Annotated in this window: 19 protein-coding genes; 17 read left to right on the forward strand and 2 right to left on the reverse strand. The window is 27.1% G+C overall.

All coding sequences use genetic code 4. The features are described from left to right. Positions 1 to 41 precede the first annotated feature (41 nt). The 6 genes from FOY43_RS03650 (at position 42) to rpmA (ending at position 5,536) form a co-directional block, all read left to right on the forward strand. Positions 42 to 1,289: a DUF2179 domain-containing protein gene (locus FOY43_RS03650; protein ID WP_236094566.1), complete on the forward strand. Its 1,248-nt coding sequence runs from the start codon at positions 42 to 44 to the stop codon at positions 1,287 to 1,289. Between the two features lie 54 nt (positions 1,290 to 1,343). Further along, on the forward strand, positions 1,344 to 3,320 hold the full coding sequence (ligA, locus tag FOY43_RS03655; protein WP_146309173.1) for an NAD-dependent DNA ligase LigA: 1,977 nt from the start codon (positions 1,344 to 1,346) through the stop codon (positions 3,318 to 3,320). Positions 3,321 to 3,347: 27 nt separating this feature from the next. Continuing rightward, entirely contained in the window at positions 3,348 to 4,535 is a 1,188-nt protein-coding gene (locus tag FOY43_RS03660) for a YitT family protein (protein WP_146309174.1), read from the forward strand. Positions 4,536 to 4,602: 67 nt separating this feature from the next. Further along, positions 4,603 to 4,842 (forward strand): hypothetical protein, encoded by a 240-nt coding sequence (locus FOY43_RS03665; RefSeq protein ID WP_146309175.1) that lies wholly within the window; start codon positions 4,603 to 4,605, stop codon positions 4,840 to 4,842. Between the two features lie 126 nt (positions 4,843 to 4,968). Further along, positions 4,969 to 5,268 (forward strand): 50S ribosomal protein L21, encoded by a 300-nt coding sequence (gene rplU, locus FOY43_RS03670; RefSeq protein ID WP_146309176.1) that lies wholly within the window; start codon positions 4,969 to 4,971, stop codon positions 5,266 to 5,268. A gap of 7 nt (positions 5,269 to 5,275) precedes the next feature. Next, a complete protein-coding gene (gene rpmA, locus FOY43_RS03675; RefSeq protein WP_006886831.1) occupies positions 5,276 to 5,536 on the forward strand; it encodes a 50S ribosomal protein L27 in 261 nt (86 codons plus the stop codon). 55 nt (positions 5,537 to 5,591) lie between these two features. Here the strand turns inward: rpmA and FOY43_RS03680 are convergent, their stop codons facing one another. Next, positions 5,592 to 6,323 carry a DNA-processing protein DprA gene (locus FOY43_RS03680; protein WP_146309177.1) on the reverse strand — a complete coding sequence of 244 codons (732 nt, stop codon included), beginning with the start codon at positions 6,321 to 6,323 and terminating at the stop codon, positions 5,592 to 5,594. A 140-nt stretch (positions 6,324 to 6,463) separates the two neighbouring features. On the opposite strand from FOY43_RS03680, the gene FOY43_RS03685 reads away from it, so the two are divergent. Then, entirely contained in the window at positions 6,464 to 7,501 is a 1,038-nt protein-coding gene (locus tag FOY43_RS03685) for a 2-hydroxyacid dehydrogenase (protein WP_146309178.1), read from the forward strand. Between the two features lie 7 nt (positions 7,502 to 7,508). Then, the gene (locus FOY43_RS03690; RefSeq protein ID WP_146309179.1) at positions 7,509 to 8,408 is read left to right on the forward strand and encodes an aquaporin; all 900 of its coding nucleotides are present in this window, start codon (positions 7,509 to 7,511) and stop codon (positions 8,406 to 8,408) included. 71 nt (positions 8,409 to 8,479) lie between these two features. On the opposite strand, the gene FOY43_RS03695 is transcribed toward FOY43_RS03690, so the two are convergent. Further along, positions 8,480 to 9,736, reverse strand: a complete 1,257-nt coding sequence (locus tag FOY43_RS03695) for an ATP-binding protein (RefSeq protein WP_201273911.1) — start codon at positions 9,734 to 9,736, stop codon at positions 8,480 to 8,482. Positions 9,737 to 10,544: 808 nt separating this feature from the next. Between FOY43_RS03695 and FOY43_RS03700 the strand changes: the two genes are divergently transcribed. The 9 genes from FOY43_RS03700 (at position 10,545) to FOY43_RS03740 (ending at position 17,712) form a co-directional block, all read left to right on the forward strand. Beyond that, complete coding sequence (locus FOY43_RS03700) at positions 10,545 to 11,195, forward strand: ribulose phosphate epimerase (RefSeq protein WP_162847771.1); 651 nt, start codon at positions 10,545 to 10,547, stop codon at positions 11,193 to 11,195. Next, the gene (locus FOY43_RS03705) at positions 11,185 to 11,871 is read left to right on the forward strand and encodes a hypothetical protein (RefSeq protein ID WP_146309181.1); all 687 of its coding nucleotides are present in this window, start codon (positions 11,185 to 11,187) and stop codon (positions 11,869 to 11,871) included. Before FOY43_RS03700 ends, FOY43_RS03705 begins: the two co-directional genes overlap by 11 nt. Then, a complete protein-coding gene (locus FOY43_RS03710; protein ID WP_146309182.1) occupies positions 11,871 to 12,533 on the forward strand; it encodes a hypothetical protein in 663 nt (220 codons plus the stop codon). The genes FOY43_RS03705 and FOY43_RS03710 overlap by 1 nt, the downstream gene beginning before the upstream one ends. After that, on the forward strand, positions 12,533 to 12,847 hold the full coding sequence (locus FOY43_RS03715) for a hypothetical protein (RefSeq protein WP_146309183.1): 315 nt from the start codon (positions 12,533 to 12,535) through the stop codon (positions 12,845 to 12,847). Before FOY43_RS03710 ends, FOY43_RS03715 begins: the two co-directional genes overlap by 1 nt. A 7-nt stretch (positions 12,848 to 12,854) precedes the next feature. After that, positions 12,855 to 13,295, forward strand: coding sequence for a PTS sugar transporter subunit IIA (locus FOY43_RS03720; RefSeq protein WP_146309184.1), 441 nt, complete (start codon positions 12,855 to 12,857; stop codon positions 13,293 to 13,295). Between the two features lie 9 nt (positions 13,296 to 13,304). Next, entirely contained in the window at positions 13,305 to 13,577 is a 273-nt protein-coding gene (locus FOY43_RS03725) for a PTS sugar transporter subunit IIB (protein ID WP_146309185.1), read from the forward strand. Positions 13,578 to 13,689: 112 nt separating this feature from the next. After that, the gene (locus FOY43_RS03730) at positions 13,690 to 15,213 is read left to right on the forward strand and encodes a PTS ascorbate transporter subunit IIC (RefSeq protein ID WP_146309186.1); all 1,524 of its coding nucleotides are present in this window, start codon (positions 13,690 to 13,692) and stop codon (positions 15,211 to 15,213) included. 221 nt (positions 15,214 to 15,434) lie between these two features. Then, the gene (locus FOY43_RS03735; protein ID WP_146309187.1) at positions 15,435 to 16,595 is read left to right on the forward strand and encodes a Fic family protein; all 1,161 of its coding nucleotides are present in this window, start codon (positions 15,435 to 15,437) and stop codon (positions 16,593 to 16,595) included. Between the two features lie 163 nt (positions 16,596 to 16,758). Next, entirely contained in the window at positions 16,759 to 17,712 is a 954-nt protein-coding gene (locus FOY43_RS03740; RefSeq protein ID WP_146309188.1) for a DNA-methyltransferase, read from the forward strand. Positions 17,713 to 17,730: the final 18 nt, after the last annotated feature.

Here is a 17,730-nt window from a genome sequence, read left to right on the forward strand (position 1 = left end):
AATAATAGTATAATAATGAATACTAACTATGGAGGTTTAATTTGAATAAATTTAATAAATCAAACAATAATAATGATATTAACACAGATTTAAATTTCGATGTAGCCAAAAAAAATACGATTTATAAAAGAACCAAAATGACAAATTTTGGTCTTCCACTAAGATCATTTTATGGTCAAAAGCCAATGTGACAAGTGATGGGTATTACTATTATCACCGCTATTATTTTTGGTGTTATAAGTGTATTCTTTGTTAAAAATGTTGGTATTTATAACTTTGGGTTAGCAGCTTTTGGACAATCTATTGCTCGTTTAATCACTGTTTCAATGCCCGAAAGCGTTGCGTCTAATCTTAGAAATATGATAGATCAACTTGTTTATTGAATTGCTTATATTGTTCTTAGTATTCCTATATTTATTTTTGGATACAAAAAAATTGGAAAAACTTTTACCAATTTAACTGTAATATTTTTAGTTGTATCTTCCTTTATTTCTTTTGGAATAGGACTTATTGATGGAGCGAATAATATTTATTTTATTGGTGATTTCTCAAATAAAATTGTAAAAAATAGTTTAAATGAATATCAAAAATCACTTAGTCCAATTATTCCTCTTCTTTGAAATGACGGTGGGAATATCATAGCTCTAATGATCTATTCATTAACATATGGATTTTTACTTTCATGAATATTTGCAATTATCCAAATTATTGGTGGAACAGCTGGAGTTACAGGTGTTATTGGTGAATGATATGCAAACGAAAAGCAAAAATCATTCGCAAGTATTTCTGGATATATGAATATTGCAATTATATTAATTTGTGTTGCTATAGGTTCTTATATTCCCGGTTCAATGTTACTTAAAAGTGTTGATAAAAGCATTGTACATGATGAACAAGTATTAATGGTATTAAATAAAGCATGAACTTTTGAATTATATCTTTCGCCAAATTTTGTAGCTACAGTTCTAACTAACTTTATTTACATTTTGGTATTAAATAAACTTTTTCCTAAATTTAAATTAGTAAGAGTTGAAATATTCTCAAAACATTATATGGATATTAGTGAACGACTTGCTCACGATACAAAAATTGTTACAGGTGTTACTGTATTTAAGGGTATAGGTGGATATTCTGGTAAAGAAGTAAATGTTGTAACTTCTATAGCGCTATTTAGACAGGTTCCAAGAATTATTAAAGCAATTAGAGATGTTGATTCTGAAGCTTTCATCTCAATTTCAGATATTGCAAGTATTGATGGACATGTTTATTTACCTACTAATAAATTCTAATCAGCATTTTGCTGATTTTTTGTTTATAAATTTTAATCAATGTATAATAATTTTATGAATATTAATCAAGCAAAAAACAGAATAGAAGAACTAATAGAATTAATCAAAAAATATAATCATCATTATTACAATTTAGACAAACCTATTGTAAGCGATGCTGAGTATGACAAGTTATATAACGAATTGTTAAGTTTAGAAAATGAATTTCCAGAACTTATTGCTGCTAACAGTCCAACTCAAATAATTGGTGGTTTTGCTGCAAATAAATTCACTAAATTTGAACATAAAAAAGCTATGCTTTCACTTTCAAAAGCTTATGATTTTGAAGAAATAAAGAAATTCCATGAAAATATCACTAAAAAAATTGATGAAACTCAAGTTAGTTATGCTCTAGATTATAAAATTGACGGACTATCAATTTCATTACATTACAAAAATGGTAATTTAATTAGAGCAGTCACACGTGGTGATGGAATTATTGGTGAAGATGTAACTGAAAATATAATTCAAATTGATTCAATACCTCAAAAAATCAATTATTTACCTGATATTGAAATTAGAGGTGAAGTTTATATTTCTAAAAAAACTTTAGTAGAAATAAATAATAAACTTAGAAGTGAAAATAAACAAGAATTTGCTAACCCCAGAAATGCCGCTAGTGGTACTTTACGCCAATTAGACCCTACTATAGTAAAACAAAGACATTTAAGTGCATTTTTATACGAAATTGTTGAACCGATTAAACACAATCTTCACTTTCAATCAGATGTTATGGAATTTATTCATAAACTTGGATTACCAACTCAGAAATATTTTAAGAGAGTTGCTGAACTAGAAGAAATAGAAGAAGAAATTGAAAAATTTGCTGAAATAAAAAATAAATTAGATTATGACTGTGATGGATTTGTCATCAAACTAAATAATATTGATGTTTGAGAAGAATTGGGTTATACCGCAAAATTTCCTAGATATGCTATCGCATTTAAACTTGAAACTGAATCGGCAACTACTAAAATTAAAGAAATTAGTGCTAGTGTAGGTCGTACAGGAAAAATAACATATGTGGCAAATGTTGAACCGGTAGAGCTAAACCAAACAAATGTTCAATTTGCAACTTTACATAATTATGAATTTATTAAAGAATTAAACTTAAATATTAATGATGAAGTTAAATTAATTAAAGCTGGTGAAATCATTCCTAAAGTTATCGATTTAGTTAAAAAGAATTCTACCGATGTTTATCCTAAACTATTAAATTGTCCTTCATGTAATTCTGAGTTAAAATACATTGAAGAAAATATTGATCAATTTTGTGTTAATGAAAACTGTGATGAAAAGAAAATAAGAAAGTTGATTCATTTTGCTTCAAGACCAAGTTTAAACATTGTTAATCTAGGAGAATCAAACATAAGAATATTCTATGATTGAGGTTGAATCAGTGAAGTTTATGATATTTACAATTTAGAAAACTTTAAAGATGAGATGTTAAAACTTAAAAGTTTTAAGGATAAGAAGATTAACAATATTCTTGAAAGTATTGAAAAAAGTAAAAATAATAAATTATCAAAATTAATTTTTGCTTTAGGAATCAAACATATTGGTGAAAGAGCAAGTAAAATCATTGCTAAAAAAATAAGCAATATATCTGAACTTTTAACTTATGACATTGATTCACTCGAAAATGAAAATGACTTTGGAATTAAGTCAGTAGAATCTCTTAAAAATTGAATTAATGAAGAACATAATAAATTAACCATTAAAAAACTTAGTGAAATTTTCAAATCTATTGAAGTCACTAATACTTCAAGGAAATTAGAAAATATGACATTTGTAATTACAGGTACTTTTGAATTAAAAAGAAATGAACTTAAAGAAATTATTGAGCAAAATGGCGGAACTGTATCTTCATCAGTTTCAACTAAAACAAATTATCTTCTTTGTGGAGAAAATCCTGGTTCTAAAAGAGAAAAAGCTGAGCAACTAAATGTGTCAATTATTGATGATAAATTTTTATTTAATTTAATTAAATAAATAATTAAATTATTTATAATTTTAATCATGAAACTAAGGGAACAAAGAAATAGAACAATTTGCTGCGAAAATCAAAAGAAATCACCAAAAAGACTTTCTTTTTTTAACAAAAATCCAAAATTTCAAAAACATAATCCAGATTGTAAAAATTTTGTTGAAACTAAAAATGATGAAATTTTACAAGAAGCAGAATTATTAAAATACAAAATGGGACGACACCTATTAAATAGTAAAGAACGTTCGTTTACATTTACAGAAATAATTAAAAGATATTGATTAAGAGTTTTACTTATTTTTTTTGCTGCATTAATTTTTAACTTTGGAGCAAAAATGTTTTTAGTTAGAGGAGACACCATTCCTTCCGGTCTAAGTGGAATTCCTATTCTTATTAACATTTTAGTTCCTGAGACTAAACCATATTATGCGTTAATTTATCTAGGTGTAAACCTACCGCTTATTTTTACAGTTGGTCTAAAAATTAAACGTACTTTTACCGTATTAACAGTACTATTTATGATATTCCAAATTGGCACTGACTTTATATTTAGTTCGGAAGTTATTCATGAATTTTTAGTAAATTCAATTAATTTTGGATCTGAATTAGATCCTGACCATGATACTTGAATTAAATTACTTTATGGTGTTCTTGGTGCTGCATTTATAGCAAGTGGAATAGCCTTATCATGAAAATCAGGTGGTTCAACTGGTGGTACTGATTTTATCGTATATTACTTTTCAACAAAACTTAAAAAGAATGTTGCTTTAGTAATGAGCATTGTTTCTATTACAACTGCAATTATCTTCTTAGTGATCTTCGGAATTTGTAAACCACATCCAGTTACTGAAGAGAATCCACACAGAGTTTACTTTGGTATGAGAGAATTATCAACCTTTACTTATTTAGTTGTAAATAATTTAATCGTTAATCTACTTTACCCTAAATACAAAAAAGTTAAATTATCTATTTCATGTTCAAATCCAACAAAAGTACTTGCCTACTTTAAGTTGATTAATTACTGACATGGATATGAAATAAATACAATTAAATCTGGTTACTCAGGAGCTGAAGTTCATAAAATCGAAACAGTTTGTTTATTATTTGAAACCAGAAACATTATTGAAGATGTCAAAAATGTTGATCCAACTGCATGAATTACAGTATACCCAATTACTAAAGTTGTAGGAAGTTTTAATACACAATATGTAGAGAGCTAATTTTGGCTCTTTTTTGTACTTTTTTTGTTCATTTATTAAATAGTCAACATTTATAGATGGAGGTAATATGAAATTAAATGAACTAAAAAGAGTTAGCAAAGATGATTATGATAAGATTGAACCTGGTGCTGTTGCTAGTGTTCTGGTAACTTTGCTGCCACAATTAATTTATGCAATAACACCAATTATTGGTCTGATAAAATCTAGTTTAAGTAGTGCTGGCGAAATGAAAACTAAAGAAGCCACTTATAAGTGAGATTATACAAAGGATAAAAATGTACAAAACGATAATCTGGTTATTTTTTAATAAAATCTTTAATTAAAAATTTAATGTTGTATAATAAGCATGTTACTTTAGTAACCGTTCTAAAAAGGTATATAAGTTTTAATTATTAAACACCTCAAAGGCGAGCCACTTAAGGGAGGTATTGCTATGAAAGCAATCATCGAAACAGGGGGCAAACAACTTTTAGTTGAAGTTGATCAAACAATTTTTATTGAGAAAATTGAAGGAAATGAAGGAGACAACGTTACTTTTGATAAAGTATTATTAGTTGACTCTAAGATTGGTCAACCATATTTAACAGGAGCTAGCGTTACTGGTGTTATTGAAAAACAAGGTAAAGCTAAAAAAATCGTTGTATATCGTCACAATGCAAAATCAACACATAAAAGAAAACTTGGACACCGTCAACCATATACACGTGTAAAAATTACAGAAATTAAAGGATAATTAAGAAATGGCACATACGAAAGCCGGTGGTTCGACACGTAACGGTCGTGACTCACACAGTAAAAGACTTGGTGCTAAATTAGGTGACGGACAATTCTGTACAGCTGGTTCAATCATTTACCGTCAAAGAGGTACAAAGATTTTCCCAGGTGTTAATGTTCAACGTGGTGGTGATGATACATTATTTGCATTAATCGACGGATATGTTAAATATGAAACTAGAAGAAACAGAAAGTTTGCTTCAGTATATACAGAAAAACAAAATTAATCTTTTTGATTAATTTATTAAAATCACAGCAGGTAATCAAACCTGCTGTTTTTTACTAAAAATATACAACATCAGAAATATTAGTTATCATTTGTGCGCCATTTTTTATTAATTCGCTATTAGTATCATTCCACTGAATTCCAGGAAAACAAAAAACATTTTTTCCATAATCTGCAAAAGCATATGCTAAGTGAATTAATTTGCTTTCTTCTTTAGTGGAAATTAAAATCATTCTCTTTGAAATACCTGCACAAATTAAATTACGCATTGAGTAATGTTCGCGCTTTACATGATAATCAGATGGGAATTGACTTAAAATAAGTTCATTTGTACCATATTCTCTAGATTCACTTTTAATTCCACTAGCAAGTAGATAAATAATGTTAGATTTATGTTTTTTAAATAAATTAATGACTTCATAATCTAAATCTGTTTGTTGATTTGTAACTAAAGTAGATTTCTTAAAAATCTTTTCGTTCAAATAGCTAATTGTAAACTTACTTATACTTCCATTTATTTCTCCAGTAATATTTAATAATTCCTTTCCTTTGAGTAAATTAATATTTCCTTTATAAAATAATACATAAGGTGGATATTTAAGCTGTAGTAAGTCGTTTGGATAATCACTATCTAAAAAAGTTAAGTATTTTATGTTTGATTTTTCTAATTTTTGTTTGATTTCTTCAAGTAATTTAAAATTTACTAATTCAGCATTTTTAATCTTCTTGAAGATTTCTAAATTATTTCCTTTGCATATTCATGCTCAATATAATAAAAATTCTCTCATATTACCTCATATAAATATGAGTTGATTTAACAAAATGAACTAAATATGAACTTTATTTGTTATTGTTTCCATTATAATGAGCACTTATATATATTAATAATATTAATTAAGATAAAATTTAATGTAGAAAGAAGGTAGTTGTGAAAATAGCTTTTTTTGATGCCAAAGAATATGACATTAAATACTTTAATCAAGAAAACAACGGAAGACATGAAATAGTTTATTTCAAGGAAAACTTAAACATTAATACTGCTAAATTAGCTAAAGGTTTTGATGCTATTTGTGCTTTTGTTAACACATATGGTGATAAATATGTTTTAGATATTTTAGCAAGTTATGGTGTTAAAGTTTGATTACAAAGATCAATGGGATATAACAAAGTTGACTTAGTTAAAGCTCAAGAATTAGGAATTCAAGTATTTAGAATCCCTAACTACTCAGCTGAATCAGTTGCTGAATTTGCTATGGCAACTTTGATGACATTGAACAGAAAATTAGTTACTGCTTCAAGACGTGTTAAAAAATACAATTTCTCATTAAATGGACTTGATGGAATGTGTGTGTATGGTTCAACAATTGGAGTTATTGGTGCTGGAAAAATTGGACAATGTTTTATTAACATTGCCAGAGGAATGGGTGCTAGAGTATTAGTGTTCGACATTTACAGTGAAACAAATAATCCAGATTTAGCTAAAAAAATGGGATTTGAATACGTTACTTTAACAAAATTATTAAAAGAAAGTGATTTTATTTCACTTCATGCTCCTTTATTACCATCAACAAAACACATGATTGACATGGATGCAGTTTCAATTATGAAAAAAGGCGTTATTATTGTTAACACATCTAGAGGTGAATTAATTGACCTCAAAGCAGCTATTAAAGGTCTTAAAAACAATACAATTGCAGGACTTGCTTCTGACGTTCTTGAGCGTGAAGAAGGAAGATTTTATGAAGACGTGTCAACACGTGCTGAAGAAATTCAACAAATGGATCCTGAATGAGCTGAATTAATTAAAATGAAAAATGTTTTAATTACTTCACACCAAGCATTTTTAACAAACGTTGCATTAACTCAAATTGCAAGAATTACCTTAGATAATGCTGATAACGCTGAAAAACAAGATTTTACAAATGCTCTTAGATTATTAGAGAACGGAAGAGTTCAGAACGGATAATTAAAAAATGAATAAAACAAAATATGGAATTTTTGATTTCTTTAAATTTACAAAAAAAAGAAGACAAAACACTCAAGAACCTGCTAATAAGCAAACTTGAATTAAACATGCTTTATCAGAATTTATTGGAACAATCTTTATTAGTATGGGACTTGCTGGTTTAAGTATTTACGTTGGTAATAAACCAATTGAACACTTATTTTTACTCCACAATACAATCGTAGGATTTTTTGCTGGATTTATTGTTGTTGGTTTATGTTTATTTTTCTTCTTAAGATGAAGTTGTGACTTAAACCCAGCCGTAACTTTAACAAGATACTTAAATGGAACTAACACAGGTAGATATGCATTAATGAAATTTGCTATGCAAGTTTTAGGAATGTTTGCTGCTGCAGGAATCATTTATGCTATTGGAATTAATACTTCAACAACAGGAATGCCTAACTCACCAATTTTAGCCGATGTTGCTGCAGGCAAAGCTTTTGATAATGCGAAAAGTGATGATGTGATGGCTGGTTCAACTTGAATTTTCTTCACTGAATTAGTTATGACTGCAATATTATTATTCCCAATTTTTTCACCAAACATTAATGATAAATACCGTGATTTAATGATTATGTTCATCATTTCACTTTCAGTATGAATGGGAATCCTTGGTGGTTCAGCGGCTATTAACCCAGCTCGTGGATTAGCTCAACAACTTCCATACTTATTTAATGCAGCAAGTACTGGTGCGACTGTATCAAATTCATTTATTGGCGGAACAGTAGCAATGACACTTGGTTCAAGTTTAGCTCCAGTATTCTACTTATTCATCCAAGGAGTTACACAAAAATATGTAAATCCTTTCGTAGTATATTGCATTAAATTCAAAAACGACAGAAATAATAATATGACAACAAAATAATAAATTAGGATGTCTAATAAACATCCTTTTTATTTTTAAATTTAATAAAAAAATGCAGCATAAGCTACAATTTATAGTAACAAGTATTTTTCATCAAGAAGGAAGTCAAATAGATTAAGAATTAATATTCCTTCATCAGTATAATGTGTTCTTAAATGTTTAGTTATAATAATTTTTTTGAATGAATCCCTTATTCTTTTGAATGAGTTGGTTTCTTGAACCATTTTTTCCACATTTGAAATTTCTAATGCAACTTGAACATAAACTTTATTTAAAAAGTCATTGCAAACAAAGTCTACTTCTGCATATTTAAGACTTGCATCCCCATCTCCACTATTATTTCTATAATTAATTCTTCCAACATCAACGTTATATCCCCTGATGATTAACTCATTATAAATAATATTTTCTAAGATATGTGACTCATCGTTCTGTCTGAAATTAAGTGCCACATTTCTTATCCCAATATCACCAAAGTAGAACTTATTTTCAGAATTAATAATTTTTCTACCCTTAATGTCAAATAATCTTGCCCTACTAATTAAGAATGAATTTTCTAAATAAATTATATAGTTTGAAATAGTATTGTAATGAACGTTAATGTGTTTACTATTAAAAGTATTTACTATATTATTAGGATTAGTTAAACTACCAATTGATGAAGCTAATATTAAAAAAGTATTATCAAGGATTTCATCACTTCTTATTGAATTTCTTTCTATAACATCTTTTATATATGTGTTATTCAGAATATCAGATAAATATTTTGCTTTATCTCTGATATCTTGATTATTTAATCCAGGGAGTCCGCCATAAGTAATGTATTCATTTCAAGCTTTATTTATATCTGACTTATCATAAATACTTGTAAATTCTTTGAAAGATAAAGGATAAACTTGTATTTGATCACCGCGTCCTCTAAATTCAGTAATTATATCCTTGGATAAAAATTTTGCGTTGCTTCCAGTTACATAAATGTCTACATTTTTGTTATTTAAAAAACTTATTAAAACTTTTTCAAAGTTTTCTACAACTTGGATTTCATCAAGAAGAACATACAACTTTTTGTCTTTTTCAATTTTTTCGCTTATTGCTTTATAAAGATTTTCTTCATTGGACAAGTGTCTGTTATCGTAATCTTCAAATGATATTCTTAATATATTTGATTCTTCCATACCTATTGAAATTAGATACTCATAAAATAGTGTGAAAAGCAAATAAGTCTTTCCTACTCTTCTCATTCCAGTTATTATTTTTATAGCACCATTGTTCATTTTCCTAATTAATTTTTGTAAGTACAAATCTCTTTTTATTTCTATTTCTTTCATCACTTACCTCTCAATATAATTTTAGCATATAATATTTTATATATTGTATTCTAATGCAATTTTTGTGTATATTTACAACTTTTTTTCACTAAATTTTTATATTTTGCTTTTTTAGTGAAATTTTTGTGTATATTTACAACTTTTTTTCACTAAATTTGTATATTTTGCTTTTTCAGTGAAATTTTTGTGTATATTTACAACTTTTTTTCACTAAATTTGTATATTTTACTTTTTTTAGTGAAATTTTTGTGTATATTTACAACTTTTTTTCACTAAATTAGTACCATTAATCGCTATTAGTGAAATTTTTATGCATATTTACAACTTTTTTGCAATATATATCATACAAGAACAAAAGATAAGACATGTTTAAAATCTCTTTTTAAAAGTAAAGGAGTTAACATTAAAATATTGCAAATTTTTATAAATAATTACAAAGCAGATTTTAAATTATTTGATACTGTTATACAACTTTATGGAAATATATGAAAATAAACTAAATAATAAGTTTTCTTATTTAAAATATTTTTAACTTCTAAATTCAAAAAATAGACGTAAATATCTATTTTATAGACCTAAATAATATGTAAATGATTACACACTAACTATAGTATATGAAAATGTATTAAACTTTGCATATATGTTTTAGTATAATTTAAAAACTATCTTGTAAAGGGACTTGATATGTCATCTAATATGATATCTATGTGCAAATATCATCTCTCTATATTATCTAAAATAATGTTTGCAGTGATAGTAATTCTTCACCAATATTATTGGTATGATATTTTTTGTAAGGAGGTAAATCTTGAAATATTCACAAAGTGTATGTGCACTTAATCTACTAAAGTGTGAACAACAAATCGACGATTTAGTCGAAAATGGACTAGAGTATATGCACCTTGATTTTATGGACTTTCATTATACATCAAGCTTTGGTTTAAATATGGAAACTGCTGATTATTTAATCAAAAAATATCCCAAGGTTCAATTTGATGCCCACTGCATGACTAGTGATGTTGAATTATTGCTAAAAAAATTCAATGAAATTAAAATTCAAAGAGTTTCATTCCCGCTTAGACAAGCAAGTGTTGAAAAGTTAGTTAGTTATAGAACTATGTTTTTAGGACAACTTGGTGTTATGGTCGAATCACAAGACGAAATTATGAACTATGTTGACATAATTAAAAATGTTGATTTTATAGTTTTAATGACAATTGATAAAATAGGCGGAACCGGTGTTCAATTAAATCCTCAGTTATTAAGCAGAGTTAAAACTCTTAAACAAATAAATCCTAAATTATTCATAATAAGTGATGGAGGTTTAAGAGAAAATAATGCAAATTTATTCTACGAAGCTAAAGTGGATGTTGCTGTTGGGGGATCAATAATTAATACATATTCAGCAAAAGATAAAGTTGAATTCATGACTTGATGAAACGAGAAATATGGATTATAATGTTTGAAATTTTACTACTGTAAATACAGTTAAATTAACTTTTTGGGTTCTTGCGCTAGTTTTGGTTTTGGTATTTATAGGTGTTCTTATTTGAAGAATATTTTTTGATAAAAATAAGAATAATTTAATTACTAATTCCAAAAATGTTGGTTCAATAGACAAAGAATTTGATAAGTTAATTGATGGTTTGTCAAAAAACAAAGATTTCGAAGTAATATATAACATTTTAATCAAAAATAAGTACGCAAAATTAAATCACTCGTTAATTCCAGCAATTATTATTTATAAAAATAGAGTATTTCTAATTTCAAATATGATAAAAAACTCAATCAGCGATGAATTAATCTTAAATAACAAAGAAATTACTCTAATTCATAATAATAAGAAAAAAGCGATTAAAGAAGTTCAAATGCATTGATACAATGAAATAATTAAGATGCTTAAAAATGATTTTTTACCAAGTGAAAAATTTAAGTTTGAATTTGTAGTATTACTCAAAAATGATATTAAGAAAGTTACAAATGAAACTTCATTTATGGTATCGAACTCAATTGATTTCATAGAAGAAATCGAAAAAAGTTATGATAATTATGATGAATTAAGTTTTAATGATAAGTTAAAATTTGTTGAGAGAATGCAAAAAGAAAACTTGTATAAAATAAAGGCAAGAAGATAATGAAATTATTAATTGCACCATTTATATTTGCATTAGTTGTTGTAATCTCGATTGTATATCGTTTTATAATTTACAATGCATTAATTCAAAATAGTAAAGAGTTAAATTCGAATTTACCTTATACTTCAGCAAAATATGCAAAAAAGGTATTAGATCAAAAGAAATTAATGATTCAATTTGAATTTAACCAAAACTATTTTACTTATGAGTTAAATAAGAAAAAAAGCATAATACATTTTAATGAAAGTATTATTGGTGATTACTCAGTTTATTCTCTAACAATGTCTTATTTACAATGTTATAAATTCATTCTAAGTAAAAATTGAATGAATATTACTCAATACATTATTAAAATTTTATTTCCGATTATTTGGATTAGTATCTTTGTATTATTATTCTTTCAATTTTGGATTATTTCTGCTTGTTTGTTTGCTTTAATCTTGATTATTTCTATGTTAAGTTATAGCTTATTTTATAAAAATAGACGTTTGATAAATGACTCAGTTATGGAACAATTAAAGTATGTTTTAGCAGAAAATGATTTCAAAATTGCATCAAGAATACTTAGAAGAAATTATTTTTATGAAATTAATTTAATCTTTTTCTCTGTTGTGGAACCAGTTAAAGATTTAATTACTTTATTCAATAGATGAGGTAAATAATGAATTTAAGTAAAAATGATAGAGAACGTTATATTAATTTACTTACAACTGTTTACGATGAAGAAATTGCAAAGGTTGAATCTTTAAATGATCAAGAGATTTATGACTTAGTAGTAAAACATCAAGACAAACAAATTAAACAAAATAAAAACCCAAATAAATTTTTTATGTATTATAAAGGTTTACCCGAACCTAAAGAGTATAAACCAACAACTTCGAAAAAATATGGACTAATTATAGTTATTATATTCTTTGTTATGTTTATTATCTTATTTATAATACTAATGTTTTTAGCATTACACAATCATAGTTAGGAGAAAAATGTCAAAATTATTTAATGAAGAAATGCTCGAATTCAACAATATCAAAGACTGAAAAGAATGTGTTAATCGTGGTGTTGAACTTTTAGTAAAAAACAAATATGCAACTAAAGAACTTGCTGATGCAATATTCAAATCAACTGAACAATTCGGTGCTTATTATGTACTTGAACACGGTTTAGCTTTACTACATGCAGCACCTGGACCATATTCGTTAAAAAATGGTGCTTCAGTTATGGTACTTGATGATTTTGTTCAATTCAACAATCAAGAAGATAAATATGCGAAAGTTATTATTACTCTTTGTGCAGTAGATTCGCACTCACACTTAGATATTCTTCAAGAATTTGCACATTATTTTACAAATGAAGAATTCAAAAAACAACTTTACGAAGCAAAAAATATTGATGAAGTTAAATCTTTAATTCAAAAATTTAAATAAGGAGAAATTATGGTTATTCAAACAGTATGTGGATCAGGACTTGGATCAAGTCTTTTAGTGGAAATGAATGTTAAAAGTGTTTTAGGAGCATTAAAAGTTCCTTATGAAAAAGTTGAGCATACAAACATTAGCTCATTTACTGGTGTAGGGGTTGATTATGTTGTTGTCGGAGCTGATGTTGCTCCAGTATTAAACTTCCCTGAAGAGAAAAAAATTGTTTTATTAAATATTCTTTCTAAACAAGAACTAGAAGAAAAACTTAGAAAAGTTCTTGGTTTATAATTAATTAAGCAAACCTATTTTAACAATCGAAACTTATTTTCTGGTTGATAAGAGTATGGTTTAGGCTGCTTGTTAAAATTTAAACCAGTTAGAAAAACATAAGAGGAGAAAAATGACTTTCTTACTAGAATTTATTAAGGCATTTGCTGCTACTCCTGCCTTTTTAGTAGGGATTTTCACCTTGATTGGGTGTTTAGCTTTACGTAAAAAAGCATCAGAAACAGTAGTGTCAGTATTCAAAGTTATTGTTGGATTCCTTATTTTAGGTGGTGGAGCTGCTGTGTTGCAAGGTTCTCTCAATGCCTTTCAACCAGTATTCCAAGAAACATATAAATTAAATGGAATCATCCCAAATAACGATGCTTTTGCTGGTCTTTTAACAAAAGTTTCAGCAATTAGTACAGTGGGTTCATTAATCATGATCGTTGGTATGATCTTGAACTTAATTCTTGCTGTATTCTCAAGATTTAAATACGTTTACTTATCAGGACACGTATTGTTCTATACTTCATTAATGCTTGCTGCAGTATTTATTACTTTAGGATTTGACCCTGCAAATAGTACAGGTGATTTCTTCATGGTATTATTCTCTGGAGCTGCTTTAATGGGTTCATACATGATCATCTCACCTGCTGTTCAACAAAGACACATGAGAATGATTGTGGGTTCAGACGAAATTGGTCTTGGACACACTGGAGGATTCGGATACGCAATCAGTGGATACATTGGTGAAGGTATCGGAAAATTAAGAAGAGGTAAAGTTACTTCAACAGAAAGTATTAACTTCCCTAAATCATTATACTTCTTCAGAAATACATTAGTATCACTTACAATTACAATTTTAGTATTCTACATGGTAGCATTTATTCCTGGTGGAATTTTATACCAAATGGGTAGAATTCCTCAAGACTTAAATGAAAAAGGCGAAGTTACAAACGCTGCATACAAAGTTCTTAGCAATGGAAGCTGAGTAATCACAATGTTTGTTCAAGCCTTTACTTTCACAGCTGGTGTTGAAATTATGCTTTCAGGAGTTAGATTATTTATTGGTGAATTAATCCCAACATTTAAAGCTATTTCTGACAAATTAATTAAAAATGCTAAAGCTGCTGTAGACTGTCCTGTTGTATTCCCATATGCACCAAACGCAGTATTAATTGGATTTATTTCAAGCTTTATTGCTGGTATTGTAGGAATGGGAATTACTATTGGTCTTAAATTAGGTGGAGCACTTACGGTTGTTATTTTACCTGGTATTGTTCCTCACTTCTTCCTTGGGGCAACTTCAGGAGTATTTGGAAACGTTAGAGGTGGAATTCTTGGAGCTATTGTTGGTCCATTTGTTCATGGTTTAATCATTACTCTTGTTCCAGCGATCTTCATTTGAGGACACTGAGTTCCTGCTTCATCAGAAGCTCTTGGTGCTCTAGCAAAAGGTGAAAAATCACTTGAAGCAATTAACTGAGGAGACACTGACTACATCATCGGAGCTATCCCTGGATTATTTGGATTAATTAACAAATATGTAGGATTGGCAATTCCATTTGTAATCTACTTAGGATTATTAATTGATGGTATTATTGCTAAAATTGTTAAGAAAAACAAAAATTCTAAACAAGCTCCAGTAGCTGCTTAATAATTTTTACAAGTGACGCCAATAGGTGTCACTTTTCTTTTGAATTAATTAAAATCATACTTCACAAAAATGAAATTAATTTGACTTGTTCGCTTTCTTATTTCAAAAAAATACAATTATTTGAAATAAGAAAGTATTTTTTCTTCATTTATTTCAAATAATTAGATTTTTTTGAAATAAGATGCTATAATTTGAACACTAATTTCAAGAAAGGAAATCGAATGATAAATAATAGAGCAGGTCAATTAATAAAACAATTATCAGGTGATAGTGCATACTACTCTTTTTCTCCAACTAAATTATGTACAAATTTGGAAATTGCTTTTGATGAAGAAATTGATGATTTAAGAATAAAAGCTCATAAAAGTTTAGCCATTCTAGATGATAGATCCACAAGAATTCCAAATATTGATTTATTTATGTCGATGTATGTTCAAAAAGAAGCACTTTTATCATCACAAATCGAAGGAACTCAAGCAACACTTGAGAATATTTTTGATCCCAATGTTGATAAGAATATAAATATAGATGTCGAAGAAGTAATTAATTATGTTAAAGCAACGAAATATGCATTGAATAAGTTAAAAGAATTACCACTTTGCAATAGATTGCTTTTAGAGACACATAAAGTTCTTCTTTCTGGCCTAAGAGGTAAAGAGAAGAATCCTGGTGAACTTAGAAGAAGTCAAAATTGAATTGGTGGTTATGGTTCTAATTTAAGAACAGCTAGTTATATTCCGCCAGATGTTGAAACAATGAAAGACTGTCTTTCAGATTTAGAAAAATTTATTAATGAAGAAAATAAAATGGATGAATTGATTAAAACTGCATTAATTCATTATCAATTTGAAACAATACACCCATTTTTAGATGGTAATGGAAGAATTGGTAGATTATTAATAATTCTTTATCTTTTAAATAAAAATATCATTAGCACGCCAACTCTATATATTTCTTATTATCTAAAATTAAATAGAATTGAATACTATGATAGAATGAGCGAGATAAGAAAAAGTGGAAATTATGAACAATGAATTAAATTCTTTTTAAAAGCAATTATTATAAGTTGTGAATCAGCTTTAGAAACAAGTGACAAACTAATTAAATTAAATGAAACAAATAAAAGTAAAATAGATGGACTCATCTTAAACAAAGGTTCTAAAAATAATTTACACAAACTACTTTCGTATATTGAAGCACATCCAATAATTGAGATTAAAAATACTTCTTTAGATCTTGATTTATCTTATAATACAGTTAATTCAATGATAAATAAATTTATTGAATTAGGAATTTTAGTACAAAATAATGATAGTGAAAGATACAAGACTTTTTGTTATAAAGAATATATTGATTTATTAAAAGATGGGACTGAAATTTAGAGTAATAAAAAATATTTTAGAGTTTAATATAGTTTTATATTTTTTGTAATAAAGCAAAATGATGTGGTGCAAAATGATTTAAGTGATATTTTTTATATTATATAGTCTTTGTTGCATATAAATTTATTAAAAATAATTAAATTAATCTATAATTCTTATAATTATGTTAAATAAAGAAAAATCAACAAGAAATAAAACCATTGATTTTAGTCTTGATAAACTTCAAAATGAGCTTAAGAAAGTTAAAAACATAAATGATGATTTAACTAACTTGGACAATATTATTAATTCTACAATCAATGGTGACACTTTTTCTATACTAGAAAAATTACCAAAAAACACAATTGATTTATGTATTATTGATCCACCATATAATATTTCTAAGAAATTTAATGATTTAAGTTTTAATAGAATGAAAGATGATAATTACGTTGAATACACAAAAAAATGAATAAACTTAATTTATCCGTTACTTAAAGAAACTGCAACTGTATATGTTTGTTGTGATTGAAAGACAAGCATGATAATAGCACCAATTTTAGCTGAGAAGTTTTTTATTCAAAATAGGATAACTTGAGAAAGAGAAAAAGGTAGAGGTTCAAAAAATAATTATAAAAATAGTATGGAAGATATTTATTTTTTAACTAAAACTAAAGATTTTCATTTTGATGTAAACAGTATCATGCATAGAAAAAAGGTTATTGCTCCTTACAAGGAAAATGGTAAACCAAAAGATTGAAATCAGACTGAAATTGGTAATTTTAGAAATACTTACCCTTCAAATATTTGGACTGATATTTCAATTCCTTATTGATCTATGCCTGAAAATACAGCGCACCCAACGCAAAAACCTGAAAAATTGATTGCTAAATTAATTTTAGCTTCATCAAAGGAAAATGATCTTATTTTAGACCCATTTTTAGGTTCAGGAACCACTTCAGTTGTTGCTAAAAAATTAAATAGAAAATATATTGGAATTGAATTAGACCCTCAATTTTGCGCTTGATCTGAATATAGATTAAGAAGAGCTGAAGAAGATAAAAGTATTCAAGGTTATACAGACGGAGTTTTTTGACCACGTAATTCTTTAAATGTTATAAAAAAATTAAAAAAATAGTGCATTTATAAAAATGCA

Source organism: Mycoplasma anserisalpingitidis, assembly GCF_007858495.1.
In the GTDB taxonomy this organism is placed as follows: domain Bacteria; phylum Bacillota_I; class Bacilli_A; order Mycoplasmatales; family Metamycoplasmataceae; genus Mycoplasmopsis; species Mycoplasmopsis anserisalpingitidis_A.